Here is a 22,498-nt window from a genome sequence, read left to right as displayed (position 1 = left end):
CAACGGTTTTTTGGTACGACGACGCCGCCCGCGAACACGCCCCTACCGGCCCGCGGCCACATCCTGGCAGGTGGGGAGTTTCGGGGTACGCCCCGCGCCAATAGCACGGACGGCTGCTGCGGCGTCGTCAAAATTCCGCACCGCCCAGATACGTAAGCCTTCCGGTTCGTACCCGATTGTTTCCCCGCAATTCGCGGCCGGGGCGAGGAAATCGGTGGCGCCGCGGCGCTGAGCCCCCACGATCTTGTGTTGGATGCCGCCGATGGGGCCCACCTCCCCGTTAAAGGCGAGGGTTCCGGTGCCGGCGATGGCGGCGGCCCCGCCCAGGGAGCCGGGGGTGAGTTCGTCGTACATGCCCAGCGCGAACATGAGGCCGGCCGAAGGCCCGCCGATGCCTTCCACCGCGTAGGTGACGGTGGCCGGCAGCTGTACATCCTCCACCGCGAGGGAAACGCCCAGGAGGGAGCCGGGGTGGACCCAGCCGGTTTCGTCCGGCGGGAAGGGCGCGGTAATGATCGTGGTGGTGCCCGCTTCGCCGCCGCGCTGGTAGGAAACCGTCACGGTGCTGCCCGGTTCGGTGGCGTGCAGGACTGTGGAGAGGTTCCCGAAGGTGGAGACGGTGGTGGGGGCGGCGCCCGGAGCGGTAATGCCGGTAATAATATCGTCTGGCTCAAGCTGGCCGGCGGCCGGGGACCCTTCCGGGATATCCACCACCCGCAGCTTCATGGTGACGGGGTGGCCGGCCTTTTCCAGGGCCACGGCGGCTGCCACCGTTTGGGAATTATTCATGAGTTCGGCGTTGCGGGCATCGTCTTCCGCGCTGGAGAGCGTGGGCGGGTAAAGCAGGCGCACCGGCACTAGCTGGGATTCCTGGTCAACCAGCGCCCACAGGGCGTGCGCGCCCAGGGTGCCCACCTCGGGATTGCCCGCCGCGGAAACCGTGGTCATATAGAGCTGGGTATCGGTGGGATAGGTGGGCACGCCCTCCACCTTCACCAGCCGGGTGCCGGCCACTTCCCCGGTCACGTCCAGGGCCGGGCCGGCCATTTCCACCGTGTAGGCACCCGGGATAAGGAGGGCGAGGGCCGCCAGGCTCGCAAAAGCAAAGCCGCTGCGGCGCGCGGAACGGGAACCGCGGCGCGCGGAGGCGGAGCTATGGGGCACGCCGCCGGAACCACGGCGCGCGGAACGGGGGCTACCTACCTGACCACGTTTTTTCATCACCTATCCATCATGCCTGATCGCGCGGCGCAGGCCTACCGCTGCTCACCTTTATATACCGGCTGCTGCGCCAGGGGCTGAGGCGCCTACCCGCGCGGGCCGGCGGTGTTTTAGGCTTAGTGGTGGACCTCGAGGAGAAGAATGACTGAGAATTCACAGCCGCGTGACGAATGGGAAAAGATGCTGCGGGCGGTGCTCGGCGATGACGCTGCCGAGGAAATCCTGCGCTCCCTCGCCCCCGGCGGCAACGCACAACCCGGCGGCGTGACGCAGCCCGGCGGAGCTGCCGGCACCGGCAGCGGCACGGGAAGCTCGGGCAGCATCCCGGGGAGGGGCATGCCCGCCGATATCGGGCTGGTCATGAATCAGATCCGCGCCATGCTCGGTTCCTCGGGTGACGGGCCGGTCAATTGGAAAATCGGGGAGCAGGTGGCCCGGGATACCGTGAATAAGGCCGGCCCGGGGCTTCCCACCGCGGCCGCGGGCGATCAGGCTCGTTCGGCGATGGACGTGGCGAGTTTGTGGCTCGATCCGGTCACGGTTTTCGATCCGCCGCGCGGCCCCAATCAGGTGTGGTCGCGCCTGGATTGGATCGCGCATTCCCTCCCGACGTTCCGTAAACTCACCGCGCCGGTGGGCGCGAATCTCGCGCGGGCTTTCGGCGAGGCTCTCAGTTCCCAGCTGGAACGCGCCCCGGAGGAAATGCGCCAGATGCTCTCGGGCGGGATGCTCGGGGGGATCCCCGGAGGGCTCGAGGGGATGCTCGCGGGAATGACGGCGTCGTTATTAGGAATGCAATACGGCCAGGGTTTGGCTGAACTGGCCCAGATTTCTTTCGGTACCGCGGACGCCGGCTTCCCGCTGGTCGAGGGGGAAACGGCCGCGCTGGTACCTGCTAATGTGTCCGCTTTCGCCGAGGGCTTGGATGTGGACGCGCGCGAAGTGGAGCTGTACGTGGCGGTGCGCGAACAGGCCGCGGCCCGGCTCTTTTCCCAGGTCCCGTGGCTGCGCAGCACGATTCTGGACGCCGTAGCCGCCTACGCCGCGGATATCGCCATCGATACCGAGGCCATCGAGGAGAAGGTCCGCGAACTCCAGCTCGATCCCGAACAGCTCATGTCCGGGCAGATGCCGCAGCTGGATATGAACGAGGTATTCGCCTTTACCCGCACCCCCGCCCAGCAATCCACGCTCGAACGCCTCGAGCATATTGTTTCGCTGGTGGCCGGTTGGGTGAGCGCGGTCACGAGCACCGCGGTGGCGGCCCAGCTGCCCCAAAGCATGAAGCTTTCTGAGGCTCTCACCCGCCGCGAAGTCACCGAAGCGCCGTCGAACCGCGTTTTCGGTCCGCTTGTTGGTTTCGATATTGCGCCGCGGCGGTTGCGGGAGGCGGCGGCGTTCTGGGCGCGGGCCGCTCGCGAGCGCGGGATGGAGGGGCGCGATGCACTCTGGAAGCATCCCGATTTGCTGCCGCTACCCGAGCATCTGGATAATCCGGACCGTTTCTTCTTCCCGGAGGAGCAGCCTTCCGCGCTGGATGAGGAGCTGGACGCTTTCCTCGAGGAACTGCTGAGCAATAGTGACGGGGGCACGCCTTTCGGGGACGCGCCGCACGAACCGGGTTTCGGTACGACGACGCCGCCCTCGGCCAACGGGGACTCTGGAACGACTGATCCTTCTGCTAGCTGATTGATCCGCTGCTAGCTGATTGATCGCCCCGCTGGCTGACTGATCGCGCGGCTAGCTGACTGAGCGCACGGCTAGCTGACCGATCTCCCGCTAGCTCTGGCGATGGCGATTCGGCCGGGCCCGCGGGGCGATCTGTGGATAACTAAGCTCCCTGAACAGTGTGGCGAGAGTGCACCTGGGGATAACGCCCGGGCCTGTGGATGGGCTGTCGCGCTGTGGCGCTGTGCTTTTTATGCTGTGCCCATGGTGTTGTTCAAGGTGTTCTCATGATGATCCGCTCGCCGCTAGGGGTGTATTGGTCGGATACGCACGAGGTGCAGGTCGGCTTGGATCCGCGGGTAGCGCTGCGGCTGCGCGGTCTTTCCACTGCGGAACAGCGGGCGGTTTCTTCTATGACGTCTGCCAGTACGGAAAGTGAGTTTTTTGCTGCGTGCGAGCTGCACGGGGTGAGTGAGGTGCGGGCGCGTTCGCTGCTGGGTGCGCTTCGTGATGCGGGGCTGCTGGAGGTTTCTCCGCCTGCTTTCCCTGATCTGGCCTGGCGTGCGGTTTTCGTGGAGCGTTTGGATCCGCTCGCGGTGGAGATCTGTCTGCATCTTGCCGCGAGTGGCTTGGGTTATATTCTCACTCCGGATACGAGTAGGCCGCACAGCGGTGATCACCCGATTTTCCGGCGGCCGACGTGGCGTACTTTTGCCCGCCAGCAGGTTCTCCAGAGTTATTTTCGCGAGCGTGGTTGGGGTACCACGGTTATCGAGGTTGATGCACAGGCGCAGCCAGTCACGCCGCTGGGAATGGGCCGGGCCGCGAGGCGCGGGAGTCTCGCCGCGGGTGCCACAGAGCGTGGTGCTCGCGCGTCAGCGGGGGCGGCCGGGACCGCGGGGTCTACGGGGCGGAATGCTCGTGCGGCGGCAGGGACCACCCTGCGCGGGAATTATTCGGCCGCGTGGGCTGCGGGGACTGCGGCGGCTGTGGAGTGTGGCCCGCCGACTCTGGCTTTGGTGACGTCTGTGCACTTGCCTGATCCGCAGCGATGTGCCTTGTGGGAGAGGCAGCGGATTCCTTATCTGCTGGCTTATGCGGAGGATATTGATATTCGGGTGGGGCCGGTGGTGGTTCCCGGGAGTGGGCCGTGTGCCAGGTGTTTGCTTTTCGCGGCGATGGATGCGGATCCGGCGTGGCGTTATTTGGCTCCGCAGGTATTTAGTTCCCGTGGGGGTGCTCCGTTTACTCCCGGGGTGTCTCTGGCGGCTGCGCTTGCGGTACATGGTGTGCTCTTGGTTTTGAGCGGGCATGCCGAGCGGGCCCGCGGATCCCAGTGGGTGGTGCCCCCGCTTCCCGGGTTCCCCTACCGGGTTGCGCTGGCCCCGCATGAGAGTTGCTCGTGCGAAGCAGAACCCGCAGCGCCCTAAGCGCACCTCCAGGAACCGTAATCAGCGAGGCAAAACCGGTGCGGTTTGGTGTTCTAGTGAACCGTAATTGCGGGTTACGCTAAGAAAAATCAACCTATATGTCTATGAAAGTTTTGGCGAAAAGGAGGTATGTGTTGAGCGAGCGGGTAAATACACCGGCCGAAGCAACTGCTGCTGTGGCCAGCGACGATACCGCTACCGGGCAGGACCGTGGTAAACGTGTGTGGCTGTGGCCGAGCGTGGCTATCATAGCTGCGGTCACCGCCGGTGCGAGCGTCTACTGGGCGCAACGATCAAGCAGTCTTGACGATGCCCGCGCCGCCTATTCGCAAGCGGTCACGCTCAACGAGCAGGCCCGTACCAAGCTGAACCATGCCGCTGATGGTGTGGGGTTCACAGTGCAGGAGTGTGAGGCTGACGGCGGCGCGCCCGCTGACTGCCAAGCATTGAGTCAGGTAGTAGAGACGGCCCGCGCTGGGCTTGCCCAGCCCCTCAACCCGGCGAGCGCTAAGGATTTGGATGCTGTTTCGGCGCGGTCTCGTGCGGAGGCTTTGCGAGCCGCGGCTACGGATTTTGAAGCGCAGGCAACCCAAATTAAGACGATGACAGAGAAGCTCGATGCACAATTCCAGGATGCCGTCACGACCTACTTGAACGGCGAAGGTGCAGCCTTGGCCGAGTCGTGTGAGGCGGCCAAGGACAGCGCCCGAGGTATCGAGAATCTTGCCGGCGAAGCCGACGCCCTAGCTGGTGATTGTGAAAACTTGACGGCTTCCGGGAAAAGCGCGCGCTTGTCTGCTCTCAAGGAAAAGGCCGTAGCTCTCCAAAGCCGGGTCGAGGCGTTGAACGGGAAGGTGGCGGCCGCCCAGGCTCCGGCACCTTCTGCGCCGATAGCAGCGTCTGGTGGTTCGGAATCTACTGGCAGCGATTCGGGTTCGGATTACGAGTCACTCGCACCAGCAGCGCCCGCGCCTGCCCCGGCGCCGGGCCCGGGCCCGGGCCCCACGAATGATGACGGTGTTTGGGTAGACAGCGGCTGGGTCCTCGACAATGAAAAGTGGTGCTCATGGGCTGACGAATATGGGAATAGCAAGCTAATCCCTTGTCCGTAAAAGTGAAAGGTGGCTCGGTGCTTGCGCCAACAAGCACTGAGCCAGTAATCTCTCAGTTTTCTCAATGGTCTCTCATGGAAACATCAAATATCTGACTAAAGTACTGGAAATTACCAACTGCACCACACGACATAATCTAGCCGCGCGCCTATCACCCATCCCGGGCACACGCACCCGCGCTCAGTGCCCGGCTAGCAGGGCGAGGATTTCTTCCCCGTAGATAGCAAGTTTCGTGGCTCCCACCCCCTTGATCTGGGCGAGGGCGTGGATGCTGCGCGGTTTGGCTATGGCGAGGGCGCGCAGCGTGGTGTCATGGAAAATTGTGTAGGCCGGTTTGCCGGTGGCTTGGGCACGCTGGGCGCGCCAGGCCGCGAGTTCCTCAAAAAGCGCCACATCTTCGGGGTAGACGGCGGCGAATTCTTCCGCGGCGGCGCGGGAGCGGCGCCGGTAGCGGGTGGCCCGCGAGGTTTCTTCATCTTCCGGTTGTGGCCACAAGCCGGTGAGGAAACGGGAGACTTTCTTTCCCGAGCGATGCCCCGAGGAGGCGGCATAGGAGATCTGCAAAAATTCTTGGGCCCGCGTGATTCCCACGTAGAGGAGGCGGCGTTCTTCTTCAATGGCCGCGGGTTTCTTCGCCAGGGAAATAGGCATGAGCCCTTCGCTCATCCCCACCAAAAAGACCGCTTCCCATTCCAGGCCCTTAGCGGCGTGCAGGGAGGACAGGGTCACGCCTTCCAATTCCGGGACGTTCTGGGTGGCGGCGCGTTCTTCCAGTTCCACCACGAAATCCATCATGGAGGCATCCCGGCTATCCTCCATATCTTCCGCGAGGGTGATGAGAGCGTGGAGCGCTTCCCATTTTTCCCGGGCCGAGCCGGCGGTGGCCGGAGCTTCATCCCGCCAGCCCATTTGGCGCAGCACGGTACGCACATTATCTGCCAGCGGGCCGCTCACCCCGGAGCGTGCCGCGGCACGCATGGCCACCATAGCTTCACGCACATCGCGGCGCGAGAAGAATTTTTCCGCACCCCGAACCTGGTAGGACACCCCCGCTTTGGACAGCGCCGCCTCAAATTCTGCCGATTGGGCATTGGTGCGGTAGAGGATAGCGATTTCTGAGAGCGCGGTGCCTTCCGCGGCGAGCGCCTGGATAGCGCTGACCACCCCGGCGGCTTCCGCTCCATCCGATTCGTATTCCTGGAAAGTAACCGGGCGCCCGGAGCGACGCTGGGAAACTAGCTGCACCGCGCCTTCCGACACATCATCGGCAATCACGGTATTCGCGGCCGCCACGATTTGCGGGGTGGAACGGTAGTCACGGGTGAGTTCAATAACGCGAGCGCGCGGGTATTCCTGCTGGAAACGGGCTAGGTAAGTGGAGGATGCCCCGGCGAAGGAATAAATGGTCTGGGAAACATCCCCGACGACGCACAGATCCTTGCGATCCCCCAACCATAGCTGGAGCAGGCGGTGCTGGAGGGGGGACACATCCTGGTATTCATCCACAACGAAGTGGCGGTATTGCTCGCGTATCTGGCGGGCGATATCCGCCCGATCGAGCAGGATGCCCACGAGGAGGAGGAGCACATCATCAAAATCGAGGACGCGGCGTTCGGTTTTCACTTCTTCATAGGCTTTCGCCAACCGCGCAATATCGGTACTGAGCTGACCGGCGACTTCCCCACGCCCGGCCGCCAGGGCGGCTTCCGGATAATTATCCGGGCTGATCATGGAGACTTTGGCCCATTCAATTTCCGCGGTGAGATCGCGGATACTCACTTTATCGGTGGGCAGGCCGATCTGGCCGGCTGCCTGGGAGACCAGGCCGAATTTCGATTCGGTAATCCGCGGGATGGTTCCCCCCACCGCGGTGCCCCAGAAGTAGGAGAGTTGGCGCAGTGCCGCGGCGTGGAAAGTGAGGGCCGGCACCCCGCCCACCCCGAGGTCCCGTAAGCGCGAGCGCAATTCCCCGGCCGCGCGGGAGGTGAAGGTAACCGCCAGCACGTTCTGCGGTACGTAGGCCCCGCTACGCACGCCGTAGGCGATCCGGTAGGTAATAGCGCGGGTTTTCCCGGTGCCTGCCCCGGCGCGCACGCATACCGGCCCGCGCAATGCGGTGGCGACCGCGCGCTGATCCGGGTCCAGAAATTCCAGCAATTCCTCGGGTGAATCCATCGTGTTCCTCCTTGCCCTCTCAGGATGCCACACGCCTACGACAGAAATTTTCCCCTTATCGAAACTCGTGGCGAGCCGCGCGCCCAGCCCGTACGATCACCTCATGGCTGATCTCACAATGTATACAACCTCGTGGTGCGGCTACTGCCGTAACCTTTCCGCCCAGCTCAAGCGGGCTGGTATCACCTGGGATGAGGTGAATATTGAGGAGGATGAGGCCGCGGCCGTGAAGGTTGCGGCCCTCAACGGTGGCAATAAAGTGGTGCCCACTCTTGAGTTTGCCGACGGCGCCACCCTGACGAATCCGAGCCTGAAAGAGGTGCAGGCGAAACTCGCCGAACTCGCCTCCCCCGGGAGCTAAAACTCACACTCGGGCCGGTGGTAGAGCGATCCCGGAACAAGTGCGGGTGCCCGCGCCACCGCCAGCACCTGCCGCAAGATCGCCGCGGCTCCGGCTTCCTACCAGCCCAGATGAGGGCGAATCCCGGGGCCGTACCAGTCGGTGATGAGGGCCGCGGCCACCGAGGAGGGCCCGGGCAGGCTGAGGCTGCCCTCGCGCAGGGCGGCATCCAGCTCGGGCGGGCTGTAGAAAGCCGCGTGGTCGATTTCTTCCCCATCCGGGCACACCAGGGCATCTGCCCCGCCGGCCCGGGCTTCGGCCTGCGGATCCACCCACGCCACGTAGGCGATCATGAGGGAGCGCGGGAAGGGCCAGGGCTGGCTGGCGAAATAGCAAATCTCGCCCAGCGGCACCCCCACTTCTTCACGCACCTCGCGGCGTACCGCCGCTTCCAGGGACTCCCCCGCTTCAGCGAAACCCGCGAGCACAGAGTGGCGCCCGGCCGGCCAGCGTGCATTATGCGCCAGCAGGATACGATCCTGAGAATCAAGTACCGCCATAATGACGGCCGGGTCGGTACGCGGGAACACCACGTGGCCTTCCGGGCAGTGCCCGCTCCACCCGCTGGTATCCACGGTGATGCGCTGGCCGCAGACCGCACACCAGCGGGTAGCCCGCCAGGTATTGAGGATCGCCACCGCCGCGGTGACCAACGCGCACATATCCGCGCTCCAGGACGGCGCGTAATTTTGCAGCGAGCCGATCCGGTACCCCGGCGCATCCACTTCCGGGTTATCACGGGTGGGTCCGCCCCCGATCACGGTGGTGAGATCGCACGCAAAATAGGGACGCCCGGCAACTTTCCCCAGGTAAACAGTTGGTGAATCCGCGGTGGTGCGCGGGAGCTCAGAGCGGGCCAGCAGCAGGGGTGCATTATCGCTATCCAACACCGCGCCCCACCCGGAAATAAGCAGATACCCCGCATTTTCCGCCAATTCCGCCAGGCGTTGCGGTGAGCTGCGGGAGAGTTCATCCCGGTCCAAATTCCCGCGCGCCAGGATTAAATCGCCGTCGTACCCCACTATCGTGCCCCTTCCGGAACCGGACGCGTGCCGGTCACCCTTCCACCAAAATTCTAATATCACTCTCCTGGATTCTTGCCGAACGCCGATATTTTGCGACAATACGAAGGTGACTTCATTACCGGCTACTTCCCCGACCGCATCTCGGTACGTGGCGCGCGCCTCCGAACGCGCCCTGCCCGTGCGCTTACGGCCCGTGCGTCTGGGGGCGCACCTCACCGATACCGGGGCGGATTTCGCCGTCCTGGCTCCGCACGCGACCGCGGTTGATCTGTGCCTGATTGACCGCAGTGCCTCGGGTATCACCGAGCGTCGCTATTCCCTGCATCGGGACGCGAGTTTCACCACCTGGGTGGGGCATGTGTCCGGGGTGCGCGCCGGTCAGGAATACGGCTACCGGGTCCACGGCCCGTGGAATCCCGATACCGGGATGCGTTTCAACCCCGCCCAATTCCTCCTCGATCCCTACGCGCGAGCCATTACCGGCACCCCGCGCCTGGGCCCCGAACTCTACGGACACAAGGTAAATGACGCCCTGGATCCCGTCCCGCTCCCACCTCAGCGTGACGATACCGATTCCCTGGAAGCCATGTGCCGCGGCGTCGTAACCGCACCCACGGAAACGCATATCCGCCACCCGTATACGCCGTGGTCCCACACAGTTATTTACGAAACGCATGTGCGCGGGCTCACCCAACAGTTGGCGGCGCTTCCCGAAGAATTGCGCGGCACCTACGCCGGTCTGGCGCACCCGATTGTCACGAATTATTTGCGTTCCCTGGGCGTGACAGCCGTTGAGCTGCTGCCCATCCACGCGAAAATGTCCGAACCGTTCCTCACCGAACGCGATCTCACCAATTATTGGGGTTATTCCACTCTCTCCTATTTCGCTCCCGAACCGAGCCTGGCCACCGCCACCGCGCGGGCCGCGGGCCCCCTGGCCGTGCTCCAGGAAGTGCGCGATATGGTGGCCCGCCTCCACGATGCCGGCCTGGAAGTCATCCTCGACGTTGTGTATAACCACACCTGCGAAGGCGGGGTGAACGGGCCGACCGTCTCACTGCGCGGCTTCGGGCAGACCACCTATTACATGCAGGTCCCCAACCAGCCCGGCCAGTTTTATGACACCACCGGCACCGGGAATTCCCTAGATTTCCGGCGCACCCCGGTGCTCCAGCTCACCCTCGATTCGCTGCGCTACTGGGTCAGCGAGATCGGCGTGGACGGGTTCCGTTTCGACCTGGCCGCCACCCTGGCGCGCCGCGGCGATCACTTCGATACCAACCATCCCCTCTACCTGGCCATGGCCACCGATCCGATTCTTTCCAACGTCAAGCTCATTAACGAGCCCTGGGATCTGGGGCCCAACGGCTGGCAAACCGGCAATTTCCTGCCGCCCACCGCGGATTGGAATGACCGCTACCGCGATTCCATCCGCCAGTTCTGGGTGGCCGATCAACGCGCCGTGGCCGGCGGCGGCCTGGGCGGGGATCTGCGCGATGTGGCCACCCGGCTAGCCGGCAGCGCCGACCTGTTCGGGCACGGGCGCTCCCCCTCCGGGCGCGGGCCGCTCGCCTCCGTCAATTTCATTACCGCCCACGACGGCTTTAGCCTCTACGACCTGGTCTCCTACGATTCCAAACACAACGAAGCCAACGGAGAAAACGGGCGCGACGGCACCGATAACAACCGCTCCTGGAATCACGGGGTGGAAGGGGAAGGCAGCGATACCGCCCCGCTTCCCGAGCACGTGCTGCGCGCCCGCACCCGCACCATGCGCAACCTCATCGGCACGCTAGTTTTCAGCGCCGGAGTCCCCATGCTCTACGGCGGCGACGAATTTGCCGATACCAAATTCGGGAATAACAACGCCTACTGCCAGGACAATCACGTGTCCTGGCTGGATTGGGACCACGAGGAATGGCAGCGCGAACTCCAGGCCACCGTGGCCTATCTTTTCCGCTTGCGTTCCGAACACCGGGTGCTGCGCCCGAGCATGTTCTACACCGAATCGCCCTCCGGGCGCGATCACATCCCCGATTTGCAATGGTTTGCGGATACCGGCGAGCCGATGCCCGAACACCGGTGGTTCGACCCCTCGAATCGGTTACTGCAAATGCTGCGTTCCGGTTCTGAGCGCGACGCCGATGCGCTCGTGGTCATTAACGGCTCAAATCACCATGTTCCTATCCGATTCCCGCAGGGGCGTGGCAATCCCTTCGCGCTGGCCTGGGATTCCTCCTGGCCCACCCCGCGCTCCTCGGAGCGTATCTATCAGCCCGGGGCCTCCACCCGGGTGGAGCCGCTCACGATGCAGCTCTACTTCGCCAACCCGGAGCGGTAGCGGGGCGCTGCGTCGTCGTGCTGCACGCGATTCCACGGGTACACGCGACCCCGCGTGAACGCGGCGGCACACGGCCGGGGTGCTACGCGGCCGCGAAACGGAAACCGCGAGAAAAGCTGTCGCGGCGGCGCCTACAATAGACAAGCAGAGCACGCTCCCGGGGAACTCGGGGCGGCCTGGGTATGACTGAAGGAGCAAGGTATGAGTGTCGAGGAATCCCTCGAACGGTCCACGTCCGCCGCATCCCTGGCGCATGCGCAGCGCCTGAGTGAGAAAATCAAGGAGAAGATTAATACTTCTCCGGAGGAATTCCGGGTTCTCACCGGGGATCGCCCCACCGGCAATCTCCACCTCGGGCACTACTTCGGTTCGCTGCGCAACCGGGTGGAATTGCAGCGCAAGGGCGTGGAAACCTGGCTGGTCATCGCCGATTTCCAGGTCATTACGGATCGCGACGGCACCGGGCCCATTCGGGAGCGGGTGCGTTCGCTGGCCACCGATTACCTCGCGGTGGGAATTGACCCGGATGCCGCGGTCATTTTCCCGCATTCGGCCATTCCCGGCCTCAACGAACTCATGCTGCCCTTCCTCTCTTTGGTGACCGACGCCGAACTACGCCGCAATCCCACCGTCAAGGCGGAACACGAGGCAACCGGCGGACGGCCCCTGTCCGGGCTGCTGCTCACCTACCCGGTGCACCAGGCCGCCGATATTCTTTTCTGCAAGGCCAATCTGGTACCGGTCGGCAAGGACCAGCTCCCCCACCTCGAACAAGCCCGCGTGATCGCCGACCGTTTCGAGGCGCGCTACGGGCGCCCGGCCGGGCGGGAAACCCCGGTCTTCCCGCGCCCGCAAGCCCTGCTCTCCGAAGGGACCTCGATTCTGGGGCTGGACGGCGCCAAGATGAGCAAATCGCGCGGAAATACTATCGAAATCGGCATGAGCGCCGATGAAACCGCCAAGCGCATCAAGAAGGCGGTCACGGATTCGGATCGGCATATTACCTACGATCCGGAGGGCCGCCCGGAAGTGTCGAATCTGCTGCTGCTGGCTTCGCTGGCGCAGGGGCGGCCCGCGGTGGAGATCGCGGAGGAAATTGGCGACGGCGGGGCCGGGACCCTCAAGAAAATCGTCACCGAATCGATTAATGAGATGTTTGCGCCCATCCGGGCCAAGCGCGCCGAGCTTGCTAAGGACCCGGGCTACGTGGACGGGATCGTGCGCCGGGGCATCGAGATCGCCAATGAGCGCGCCAATAAGACCCTCGCGGAGGTGCGCGAAGCGCTCCAGATGGTGTATTAGCCGCGACGCGGCGGGCGCGGGGCGCCGGAGTCTGCCCGGCTGCACCGCTCAGAAAGCTGAGTTCATCAGGAAGGTAGTCCCACGGTTATGGATGAAAGGCAACGCGACCAGATCATAGCGAGAACCCGTAGTGAACTGGAAGCTCAGCTGCCTACTGATCCCGAGGAGTTGCGGGCGCTAACGGTCGAACTGTTGGAGCGCAGGCAGGTTTTACAGGCGCAGCTTGAGTTCGAACGGAAGAAAGCGGCAGAGCGCACGGAGAAAGCTGAGAAATTGCGGGCTTTCAGGAAATACTGAGCGCCCCGGGCGACGCATCGCGCCGCTAGTGCTGCTCAGCTGCTAAACGGCTACTGCCGCCAAACACAAAAAGCAACGCCAACTACATTAAGAAACCGATTTCGTGCGCTGGAGTTGCTTTTTGCGGTACCCAACGCTGAGGCGTTGCTTTCTGCGGGCACGTCATATCAAGATGTTGCATCCTGCTACTTCCACCGTTGGGACGTTGCTTTTTATAGAGCTCCACGTCAAGAGGTTGCTTTCTGCGAACCTAACGACGAACCTGACCGCCTACCATCGGGCTGGATCACAAAGTGGTACTGGAGCTACAACCAACCCCCGATTTTCTGTCGTGCAATACCACTCTGTAGGGCCCGCTGTTCTCCAGTACCACTACAACGGTCAAACACACCCTCCGCAGGGCAGGCCGATAGCCTCACCCCACCGCGGCAGCCACCTCCCGGCCGTGGCCCGCCCGCAAAATGTACGCCAGTGACATATTTAGCCCGGATTTATGTCAGGGACGTACATTTCACGAGGTTCACGGTCCAAAACGCACGTTTTGTAGCCGTGAATCTTGAGAATGGTCAACTCTGCCTATCCCGCCGCGGCGGGAGGCGGAGTGTTTTTCCGAGATGTACTTCGCATGTACAACAAGTGCAGTACAGCTTGGAAAACACATCGTCCCTCCCGTGCGCCGTGCCTAGGCTTGTATATACGACGACGCAGCCAGCCCGCCGCGCGTCCACCCCCGCGGGCCGGTGTGCCAGAAGCACGGAAACCTAATAGGATTGGGCTTGTGAGCATCCTTACACAGACGCATCATCGGCTCGTGCGCCGCCGCGCGAGCCGTGGGATTGCTGCCGCTTGCGCGCACGCCCGCCATATGTCGCCCGAGGATACGAGGAGATAAGCCATGTCCATTGAACCGACGACGCCCGCGAAGAATTCGGCACCCACGCCCGAAGAGAAGCCGGCAGCCACGCCCACGACTACGCCCGCGGCCGCGAAGAAACCGGCAGCCACAAAGGCAGCAGCGTCGAAGAAACCCGCGACCACTCGGCGCTCGACGAAGAGCACCAGTTCAGCGAAGAGCACCGGCACGGCAAAGGGCACCACAACGGCAAAAGCCCCCGCCAAGGCTAGCGCCGCGAAGTCCACGCGAAGCACCGGCACCGCGAAAACCACAAAAACCGCAGCAAAACCCGCGAAAACCACCGCGAAAACCGCGCCCTCCCCCACCACCCACGGCCGCCCGAACCCGGAAGGCTACCCGCCGGCGTTCCCGCAGGCACCGATGGCCCCGGTCCCCGCGCCGCGCGCGAATATTGCCCGCATCCCGATTATGGATGTAACCCCGTGCGTGCAAAACGGCTCGCTGGCAGCCAAGGGAACCGTGAACGAGGCTTTCCCCGTGCAGGCCACCGTGTGGCGCGAAGGCCACGATTTGTTCGGTTGCGAAGCCGTCCTCGTGGATCCGCAGGGCCGCGAGGTCCAAAGCGCCCCCATGGTGTTGGTACGCCCGGGCCTGGGCCGCTACGAAGGCTGGCTCACCCCCACCGAGCCCGGCGATTGGGCGTTCTTCGTGCGTTCATGGTCGGATCCGCTGGCCACCTGGCGCCATACCGCCGAGGCGAAGCTCCCGGTCGGCCAGGATATTGACCTGGTGTTCCTCGAGGCCGAGCAGCTGCTCAAGAGGGTGGCGAAATTGCTGCCGCGCGGTTCACAGGACCGGCCGGCGATTAATGACGCTATCGACGTCGTTCGAAAAAAGTCCATCCCGGCTTCGGTACGTTTCGCGGCCGTGACCTCCAGCGTCGTCGAAGATATTATCCAACGCTATCCGGTGCGCGATTTCGTGAGCGAATCGGCGCGTTTCCCCCTGGCGGTGGATCGCGAACTGGCCCTGCACGGCGCGTGGTACGAAATGTTCCCGCGTTCGGTCGGTGCGTGGCGCGACGACGAAGGTACCTGGCATTCCGGGACCCTGCGCACCGCGGCGGAAGATCTGCCCCGCATCGCCTCCATGGGCTTCGATGTGGTGTACCTGACCCCGATTAGCCCGATCGGCCTGACCGACCGCAAGGGCAAGAATAATTCGCTGATCGCCCAGCCCGGCGAACCTGGCTCGCCCTACGCTATCGGCAGCGAGGCCGGCGGGCACGATGCCATCCACCCGGACCTGGGCACCTTCGAAGATTTCGATGCCTTTGTGGCTACCGCGCGGGATTTGGGCATGGAGGTCGCCCTCGATATTGCGCTGCAATGCTCCCCGGACCACCCGTGGCTGCGCGAGCACCCCGAATGGTTCTTGCACCGCCCGGACGGCACCATCGCCTTCGCGGAGAATCCCCCGAAGAAATACCAGGATATTTACCCGCTCAATTTCGACGATGATCCGGAAGGTATCTACCAGGCCGTCAAGGGCGTGCTGGAAACGTGGGTTTCGCACGGGGTCACGCTGTTCCGGGTGGATAATCCGCATACCAAGCCGGTGAGTTTCTGGCAGCGGCTGCTGGCCGAATTCCGCCAGACCCACCCGGAGGTTATTTTCCTGGCCGAAGCCTTCACTGCCCCGCCGATGATGCGCGGCCTGGGTGCGGTGGGCTTCCACCAGTCGTACTGCTATTTCGCGTGGCGTAACGAAAAGAAGGAGATTGAGGACTACCTGTGGGAGGTAGGCCGGGAATCGGATGCGATGTTGCGCCCCACTTTTTGGCCGACGACGCACGATATCCTCACCCCCTACCTGCAGCATTCGGGCCCGAACGGGTGGAAGATCCGCGCGATTTTGGCGGCGATGGGCTCGCCCTCCTACGGGATCTACTCCGGCTATGAATTCGTGGAATCGGAGCCGCGCGGCAGTTTCGAGGAAATGAACAATAACGAGAAGTACGAATACCGCCCGCGGGATTACAGCCGTGACCCGTACGGTATCCAGGGGCTTCTCACCCGGCTCAATGAGATCCGCAAGGAGCACGTGGCTCTTCAGCGCCTGCGCGGGATCACGATTAATCCCACGTCGAACCCGAATATTGTGTGCTTCACGAAGGTGGCGCGCCCGGAGGAAACCCCGTCGGGAACCGCGGATCGGGTGATCGTGGTGATCAACCTCGACCCGCACACCACCCAGGAAGCGGAGATCTCCCTAGATATGTCCGCTTTCGGTGCTTTCGACGCCAGCGGCCTGCCGCTGGGCGGGGCACCCGAGCATATCGAGGTGGTGGACGAGCTGGGCGGCGGGCACTTCCAGTGGAATAACCGGCCCTTCGTGCGCCTCAATCCTTTCACCAGCCCGGCGCATATCCTCTCGGTAAAGGCCTGATTGCATGTCCCTTCCTTCCCTCAATGCCGCCACGTCCGGGCCCCGTATTGCCCAATCCGAACATCGCGGGCTCAGCGATAATCCGCAGTGGTATCGCCACGCGGTGTTTTACGAGGTCCTACTCAAGGCTTTTGGGGATACTGATGCCGATGGGGTCGGCGATATTCGCGGCCTCATCGCGCACCTCGATTACATCCAGTGGTTGGGGATCGACTGCATCTGGATCCCGCCGTTCTACCCCTCCCCGGGGCGGGACGGCGGGTACGATGTTGCCGATTACACCGCGGTGGATCCCCGCTACGGCACGATGGATGATTTTCGGGAGCTCGTTGATCAGGCCCACCGGCGCGGCATCCGCGTCATTATCGATATTGTTATCAACCACACCTCCGCGGATCACCCGTGGTTCCAGTCCTCCCGCGCCAATCCGGACGGGCCCTACGGGGATTTCTACGTGTGGTCGGATACTGATAAAAAATACGAGGATGCCCGGATTATTTTTGTGGACACCGAGGTATCGAATTGGACGTTCGATCCGGTGCGCAAACAATATTTCTGGCATCGTTTCTTCTCCCACCAGCCGGATCTGAATTTCGATAATCCCAAGGTGCATGAGGCGGTCCTCAATATTTTCCGCTTCTGGTGCGAGCTGGGGGTGGACGGGCTGCGCCTGGATGCCATCCCCTACCTCTACGAGCGGGACGGCACGAATTGCGAAAACCTCCCGGAAACTCACGCTTTTATCGCGAAGGTGCGCCGGGTCCTCGATGAGGAATTTCCCGGCACGCTCTTGCTGGCCGAAGCTAACCAGTGGCCGGAGGACGTCGTCGAATATTTCGGTACGGAGGAAGCGCCCGAATGCCATATGTGCTTCCACTTCCCCGTGATGCCGCGTATTTATTACGCGCTGCGCGACCAGCGAGCCACCGCGATCCGGGAGATTTTGGAGCGCACCCCCGCGATTCCGGCCGGAGCCCAGTGGGGTACCTTCCTGCGCAATCACGATGAGCTCACCCTCGAAATGGTGAGCACGGAGGAACGCGCCCTCATGTACGGCTGGTATGCCGAGGATCCGCGTATGCGCGCCAATGTGGGGATTCGCCGCCGCCTCGCCCCGCTGCTGGGGAATTCCCGAGCGGAAATTGAGCTGGCCCACGCGCTGCTGCTCTCGCTACCCGGCTCGCCCTACCTCTATTACGGGGACGAAATCGGGATGGGTGACAATATTTGGCTGCCGGATCGCGACGGCGTGCGCACCCCTATGCAGTGGAGTCCGGATCGCAATGCCGGGTTTTCCACCGCGGATCCGGGCCAGCTCTACCTGCCAGCCATTACCTCGCTGACCTATAACTACCAGGCGGTCAATGTGGAATCGCAGCTGGCGCAGCCGGCTTCGCTACTGCATTGGATTCACGGGATTCTGGAGGTGCGGCGCGGGCACCCGGCGATGGGTTCGGGTGATTTCGTGCTGCGCGAGTCCAATAATGACGCGATCCTCGCCTTCACCCGCTCCTGCCCGGAGGAAACCATCCTTTGCATTATGAACCTGGCCAATACCCCGCGCGCCGGGCGCGTTGAGCTGCCCACTTACGCCGGGTGGCTGGCCACGGATGTGTTTGGCGGGGCCGGGTTCCCGGCGGTTGGCGCGGATGGCAGCTACGACGTAACGCTGGGCAGCCGCGATTTCTTCTGGCTCAAATTGGATGCGCCCGGGCAGGCCGAGCCCGGCCCGGTGGAGGGCGCCCGCGCCGAAGAAAGCGGGGAGCAGGTGGATTTCGCGGCGCTCTCCCGCCCGGCGCCGGTGGATGCGGGAGCGGTGGCCGCGGCGGCTGCGGCGAGTGCGGCGAGTGCGGCGAGTGCGACGGCGCCCGCAGGAACGGCAGGGTCCGCAAGCGCGGACACACCGGAAGCCGCGGATAACACAGATCGCGAAGAAAGGAGCGCGGCGTGAGCTGGAGCATTGGCGAGCGGATGCCGGAACTCGAAGCGTGGATGCACGCGCGGCGCTGGTACCGCGGCGAGCCCCACCCGCTCTACCTGTGCGCCCGCTCCGACTTCGCGTGCAGCGCCGACCTCGCATCCAGCGCCGACCTCGCATCCAGCGCGGAGCCCTTCACCCTCACCTGGTTCATTATTGAAGCCGGCGCCGCGCTCTACAACGTCCCGCTGCTCCTTGCTCCCGAGGAAGGCGGCCCCGATGAAACCGGCCCGCGCGAAAACGGCGCAACTTACGGTTGCGGCACGCCCGATGGTTCCGGCACGCCCGATAGGAACGACGACGCCGCGCCAGCCACGCAATCCCCCACCAACGCCACCCCGGTTGCCCGAGCCCGCGGCCACCTTATTTTCGATGCGACGACGCATCCCGCCGGCCAGCGTTTCCTCTTCGAGGCTGCCACCGGCCAGCTCGGCAGCGCGCCGGCCGCGAGCGCGCCGGCCGCTGATTCCCCTACCGGCAGCAACGCTAACACCCGGCCCGAAGCAAACTCGCCAACCGCCGCGAGCGCGCTGCACCTAGTGACCCACCCGGCCGGTTTCCCGGGCAGCTACCGCAGCGCCCGGCCGCTGAATGGCGAACAATCCAATAGCTCGATTATTTACCAGACCAGCACTGTTCCCCTCATTATCAAGCTTTTCCGGGTGCTCAGTCCGGGCGCGAACCCGGATGTGGAATTGCAGGCAGCGCTCTCGGATACCGGCACGGTCCCGGCGCAATGGGGTTCGGCGGCGCTGGTGGGCGGGCTGGCCGAGGCGGGTAGCGATGTGCTGGTGGCTCAGGAATTCCTCACCGGCGCCCACGATGCCTGGCGCGTGGTCACGAGCTCCTTCCCCGCCGCCGATAAAAACGCCGCGAGTGCGCCCAGCACGGATACCCCGCCTGCCGCCGCACATGTGCCCGCGCCGAATTGCCCGCCCGCCGAACCGGAGCAAGCCGCCGCGTTGCTGGGTGATTTCGCCGCGCGCATCCGCGACCTGGGCGCCCTCACCCGCACCTTCCACACCGCGCTCGCCGCCCGCCTGGGTACCACCGCGGCGACGCCGCAGCTGCGCGAAGCGCAGCTGGCCAGCTGGCACTCCCGCGCCCGGGCCGCCCTCGCGGCAGTCCCGGAGCTGGAACAGCGCAGCGCCCAGATCGCTCAGGTTTTCGCCGCTGCCGCGGCCACGCCCTGGCCGGCTCTCCAGCGTATTCACGGGGATTACCACCTTGGCCAGGTGGTGGATGTGCCCAGGCGCGGTTGGGTGGCCCTCGATTTTGAAGGTGAGCCCCTGCGCCCGCTCTCCGAGCGCGTGGCTCCCGACCTCGCCCTGCGCGATGTGGCCGGTATGCTGCGTTCCTTTGATTATGCCGGCGGCCAGGGCGAACGCGATGGCCAGCCCGCCGCTCGCATGCGCGCCTGGACTCGTGCCGCCGAAGGTGCTTTCCTGGCCGGCTACGGCGCGATTCCCGCCGAACACCAGCCGCTGCTGCGCGCCCTCCTCCTGGACAAGGCGCTTTATGAAGTTGTCTACGAGGTCAATCAGCGCCCCGACTGGATTGATCTGCCCCTGGGCGGGGTCCACCGCCTGCTGGAGAACTAGCAGCCGGGCAGCTCAGTCCGCCGCGATTGCGGCGGGCTGCGGCGTCGTCGCCCTTGGCACGCCGCCACCCGCGCCCGCAACCGCTCCCGCGCGCTGTCCACGGCAGGCGCCCGCGGCCCGGGATCGCGCATCTTTCAGGTATCCTGGGATATGTAGATAGTCGCGCGGCACTTCCGGAAATTCCGCGGTACCGCTTGGCAGGACACAGCACATCACCGGCGCGCGCGGGTGGTTTCCCGCTCTGACCGCCTACGCTCCATCGTGCAGAGAGGCACACATGTCTGATTACGTAGAAGTTGATGAAGGCACGCTCGAGGCTGTTTCCAAGGGTTGGTACTACGCACCCCACGATGTCCTCGGCCCCCATTCCAACGGCAGCACCGTCACGATCCGTACCATTCGGCGGCTCGCGGATGCGGTATTTATCGAAACGCTGGACGGGCGGGTGCCGGCCGTGCACGAATACAACGGGATTTGGCGCGCGGTGCTCGATACCCCGAACGTGCCCGATTACCGGGTGGTGGCCTCCTACGGGGGCGTGGAAAGCCGCGGGGATGACCCCTACCGTTTCCTGCCCACCCTGGGAGAAACCGATATTTACCTGATATCGGAGGGGCGCCACGAAGAATTGTGGAATGCGCTGGGTGCGCATGTGCGCCACTTCCCCTCGGTCCTCGGGGATGTCACCGGCGTGGCCTTCTCGGTGTGGGCGCCCAATGCGCTCGCCGTGCGGGTGGTTGGTGATTTCAACGGCTGGGATGGTTCGCTGCACGCCATGCGTTCCCTGGGTAGCTCCGGGCTGTGGGAGCTCTTCGTGCCGGGCGCCGGCGCGGGGGCGCGCTACAAATTCGAAATCCAGTACAAGGATCTGAGCTGGCACCAGAAGGCCGACCCGATGGCCCGCTACAGCGAAACCGCGCCGTCTACCGCCTCTATCGTCACCGAATCCACCTATGAATGGAACGACGACGCCTGGATGGCCCAGCGCAATGACCCTGCATCGGGGCCGGTTTCCATTTACGAAGTCCACCTGGGTTCGTGGCGTAAGGGGCTGTCCTACCGGGAGCTCGCCGACCAGCTCATCGGGCACGTCAAGTATTGCGGCTTCACCCACGTGGAATTCATGCCGGTGGCCGAGCATCCCTTCACGCCCTCGTGGGGTTACCAGGTGACCGGGTACTATGCGCCCACCTCGCGCTACGGCACCCCCGATGATCTGCGTTACCTCATTGACCGGCTGCACCAGGCCGGCATCGGGGTGATTACCGACTGGGTGCCCGCGCATTTCGCCACCGACGAATGGGCGCTGGCGCGTTTCGATGGCCAGGCGCTTTACGAGGATCCGAATCCGCAGCGCGGCTCGCATCCGGATTGGGGCACGCTGGTCTTTGATTTCGGGCGCCGCGAAGTGCGGAACTTCCTGGTGGCCAATGCGCTGTACTGGCTGGAAGAATTCCATTTCGACGGCATCCGCGCGGACGCCGTGGCCTCCCTGCTCTACCTGGATTATTCGCGGGAAGCCGGGCAGTGGCAGCCCAATATTTACGGCGGGCGGGAAAACCTCGAGGCGATTTCCTTCCTTCAGGAAGTCACCGCCACCGCCTACCGGCGCAACCCGGGCGTCATGATGATCGCGGAAGAATCCACCTCCTGGCCGGGCGTCACGGCAATGACGGATAGCGGCGGGCTGGGCTTCGGCCTCAAGTGGAATATGGGCTGGATGAATGACACCATCCGCTACTTCGAGGAAGAGCCGGTCAATCGCCGCTGGCACCACGGAGAAATCACGTTCTCCATGGTCTACGCCTATTCGGAAAACTACCTGCTGCCCCTCAGCCACGACGAAGTAGTGCACGGCAAGGGCTCGCTCTACCAAAAGATGCCCGGCGACGACTGGCAAAAGCGCGCCGGCGTGCGCGAATTGCTCGCCTACCAGTGGGCGCACCCAGGTAAGCAGCTCCTGTTCATGGGCCAGGAATTCGCTCAGATCCGTGAATGGAACGACGACGCATCTCTCGACTGGTGGCTTACCGACCAGCCCGAACACGATGGCATCTTGTCCCTTGTGAAACGGCTCAACGAGATCTACGTGGAGCACCCGGCCCTGTGGAGTGATGATTTCACCCCGCACGGATTCGAATGGATTGACGGATCGGACGCCGATAATAACGTCATTACCTTCCTGCGCCGCTCTGCCGATGGCAAGGATATGGTTGTGGTGGCCTGCAATTTCGCGGGTATCCCCCACCACGATTACCGCATCGGTTTGCCGGCCGGGGGCACCTGGAAGGAAGTCCTCAATACGGACGCGGTGGAATACGGCGGTTCCGGGGTGGGCAACCTCGGGGAGGTCCACGCGGAGGAGGTCGGCTGGAACGGCCGGCCCTATTCGGCCCCCGTGCAGCTGCCCCCGCTCGGGGTGGTCTACCTGCACCACGCGGCGGAGGAAGTTGCAGAGGAGCTCGCGGCCGGAGATTCCATGCCCGCGGCCGAATCTAGCGAATCCGCAGGTGAAATGGGCGCGGATGGCAAAGAATCCGAGGCAGCCGCTGGCGAGCACGCCGAAACCGAAACATCCGCGAATCGCGAGGCCGAAGCGGAGGAATCCGAGGCAGCCGCAGCCGCCTAAAGCGGTCGCCTTATA

14 protein-coding genes are annotated in these 22,498 nt (G+C 64.0%); 11 read left to right on the top strand and 3 right to left on the bottom strand.

Features of this window, described 5'->3' with window-relative positions:
• Positions 1–42: 42 nt before the first annotated feature.
• On the bottom strand, positions 43–1,221 hold the full coding sequence (locus QP305_RS07990; RefSeq protein WP_284904833.1) for a YlbL family protein: 1,179 nt from the start codon (positions 1,219–1,221) through the stop codon (positions 43–45).
• A 141-nt stretch (positions 1,222–1,362) separates the two neighbouring features.
• Between QP305_RS07990 and QP305_RS07985 the strand changes: the two genes are divergently transcribed.
• The 3 genes from QP305_RS07985 (at position 1,363) to QP305_RS07975 (ending at position 5,431) form a co-directional block, all read left to right on the top strand.
• The gene (locus QP305_RS07985; protein WP_284904832.1) at positions 1,363–2,910 is read left to right on the top strand and encodes a zinc-dependent metalloprotease; all 1,548 of its coding nucleotides are present in this window, start codon (positions 1,363–1,365) and stop codon (positions 2,908–2,910) included.
• A gap of 266 nt (positions 2,911–3,176) precedes the next feature.
• Positions 3,177–4,319 carry a hypothetical protein gene (locus tag QP305_RS07980; RefSeq protein WP_284904831.1) on the top strand — a complete coding sequence of 381 codons (1,143 nt, stop codon included), beginning with the start codon at positions 3,177–3,179 and terminating at the stop codon, positions 4,317–4,319.
• 134 nt (positions 4,320–4,453) lie between these two features.
• Positions 4,454–5,431 (top strand): hypothetical protein, encoded by a 978-nt coding sequence (locus tag QP305_RS07975; RefSeq protein ID WP_284904830.1) that lies wholly within the window; start codon positions 4,454–4,456, stop codon positions 5,429–5,431.
• Positions 5,432–5,611: 180 nt separating this feature from the next.
• Here QP305_RS07975 and QP305_RS07970 read toward each other — a convergent pair whose 3' ends face one another.
• Positions 5,612–7,606: an ATP-dependent helicase gene (locus QP305_RS07970; RefSeq protein ID WP_284904829.1), complete on the bottom strand. Its 1,995-nt coding sequence runs from the start codon at positions 7,604–7,606 to the stop codon at positions 5,612–5,614.
• Between the two features lie 103 nt (positions 7,607–7,709).
• Between QP305_RS07970 and QP305_RS07965 the strand changes: the two genes are divergently transcribed.
• A complete protein-coding gene (locus QP305_RS07965) occupies positions 7,710–7,967 on the top strand; it encodes a mycoredoxin (RefSeq protein WP_284890253.1) in 258 nt (85 codons plus the stop codon).
• A 98-nt stretch (positions 7,968–8,065) separates the two neighbouring features.
• Here the strand turns inward: QP305_RS07965 and nudC are convergent, their stop codons facing one another.
• Complete coding sequence (gene nudC, locus QP305_RS07960; RefSeq protein WP_284904828.1) at positions 8,066–9,028, bottom strand: NAD(+) diphosphatase; 963 nt, start codon at positions 9,026–9,028, stop codon at positions 8,066–8,068.
• A gap of 109 nt (positions 9,029–9,137) precedes the next feature.
• Between nudC and glgX the strand changes: the two genes are divergently transcribed.
• From glgX to glgB, 7 genes are all read left to right on the top strand, one after another.
• Complete coding sequence (glgX, locus tag QP305_RS07955; RefSeq protein WP_234984402.1) at positions 9,138–11,372, top strand: glycogen debranching protein GlgX; 2,235 nt, start codon at positions 9,138–9,140, stop codon at positions 11,370–11,372.
• 201 nt (positions 11,373–11,573) lie between these two features.
• Positions 11,574–12,674, top strand: a complete 1,101-nt coding sequence (trpS, locus tag QP305_RS07950; protein WP_026429128.1) for a tryptophan--tRNA ligase — start codon at positions 11,574–11,576, stop codon at positions 12,672–12,674.
• Between the two features lie 87 nt (positions 12,675–12,761).
• Positions 12,762–12,971 (top strand): hypothetical protein, encoded by a 210-nt coding sequence (locus QP305_RS07945; RefSeq protein ID WP_284904827.1) that lies wholly within the window; start codon positions 12,762–12,764, stop codon positions 12,969–12,971.
• Positions 12,972–13,866: 895 nt separating this feature from the next.
• Positions 13,867–16,275 carry an alpha-1,4-glucan--maltose-1-phosphate maltosyltransferase gene (locus tag QP305_RS07940; protein ID WP_284904826.1) on the top strand — a complete coding sequence of 803 codons (2,409 nt, stop codon included), beginning with the start codon at positions 13,867–13,869 and terminating at the stop codon, positions 16,273–16,275.
• A 4-nt stretch (positions 16,276–16,279) separates the two neighbouring features.
• Positions 16,280–18,226, top strand: coding sequence for a maltose alpha-D-glucosyltransferase (gene treS / locus QP305_RS07935; protein WP_284904825.1), 1,947 nt, complete (start codon positions 16,280–16,282; stop codon positions 18,224–18,226).
• On the top strand, positions 18,223–19,854 hold the full coding sequence (locus QP305_RS07930; protein WP_284904824.1) for a phosphotransferase: 1,632 nt from the start codon (positions 18,223–18,225) through the stop codon (positions 19,852–19,854). Before treS ends, QP305_RS07930 begins: the two co-directional genes overlap by 4 nt.
• A 277-nt stretch (positions 19,855–20,131) precedes the next feature.
• On the top strand, positions 20,132–22,483 hold the full coding sequence (gene glgB, locus QP305_RS07925; protein WP_284904823.1) for a 1,4-alpha-glucan branching protein GlgB: 2,352 nt from the start codon (positions 20,132–20,134) through the stop codon (positions 22,481–22,483).
• The last annotated feature ends 15 nt before the right edge of the window (positions 22,484–22,498 follow it).

Origin of the sequence: Actinotignum timonense, assembly GCF_030216305.1 — a bacterium.
GTDB classification, from domain to species: domain Bacteria; phylum Actinomycetota; class Actinomycetes; order Actinomycetales; family Actinomycetaceae; genus Actinotignum; species Actinotignum timonense_A.
This window is presented reverse-complemented; position numbering and strand designations above follow the sequence as displayed.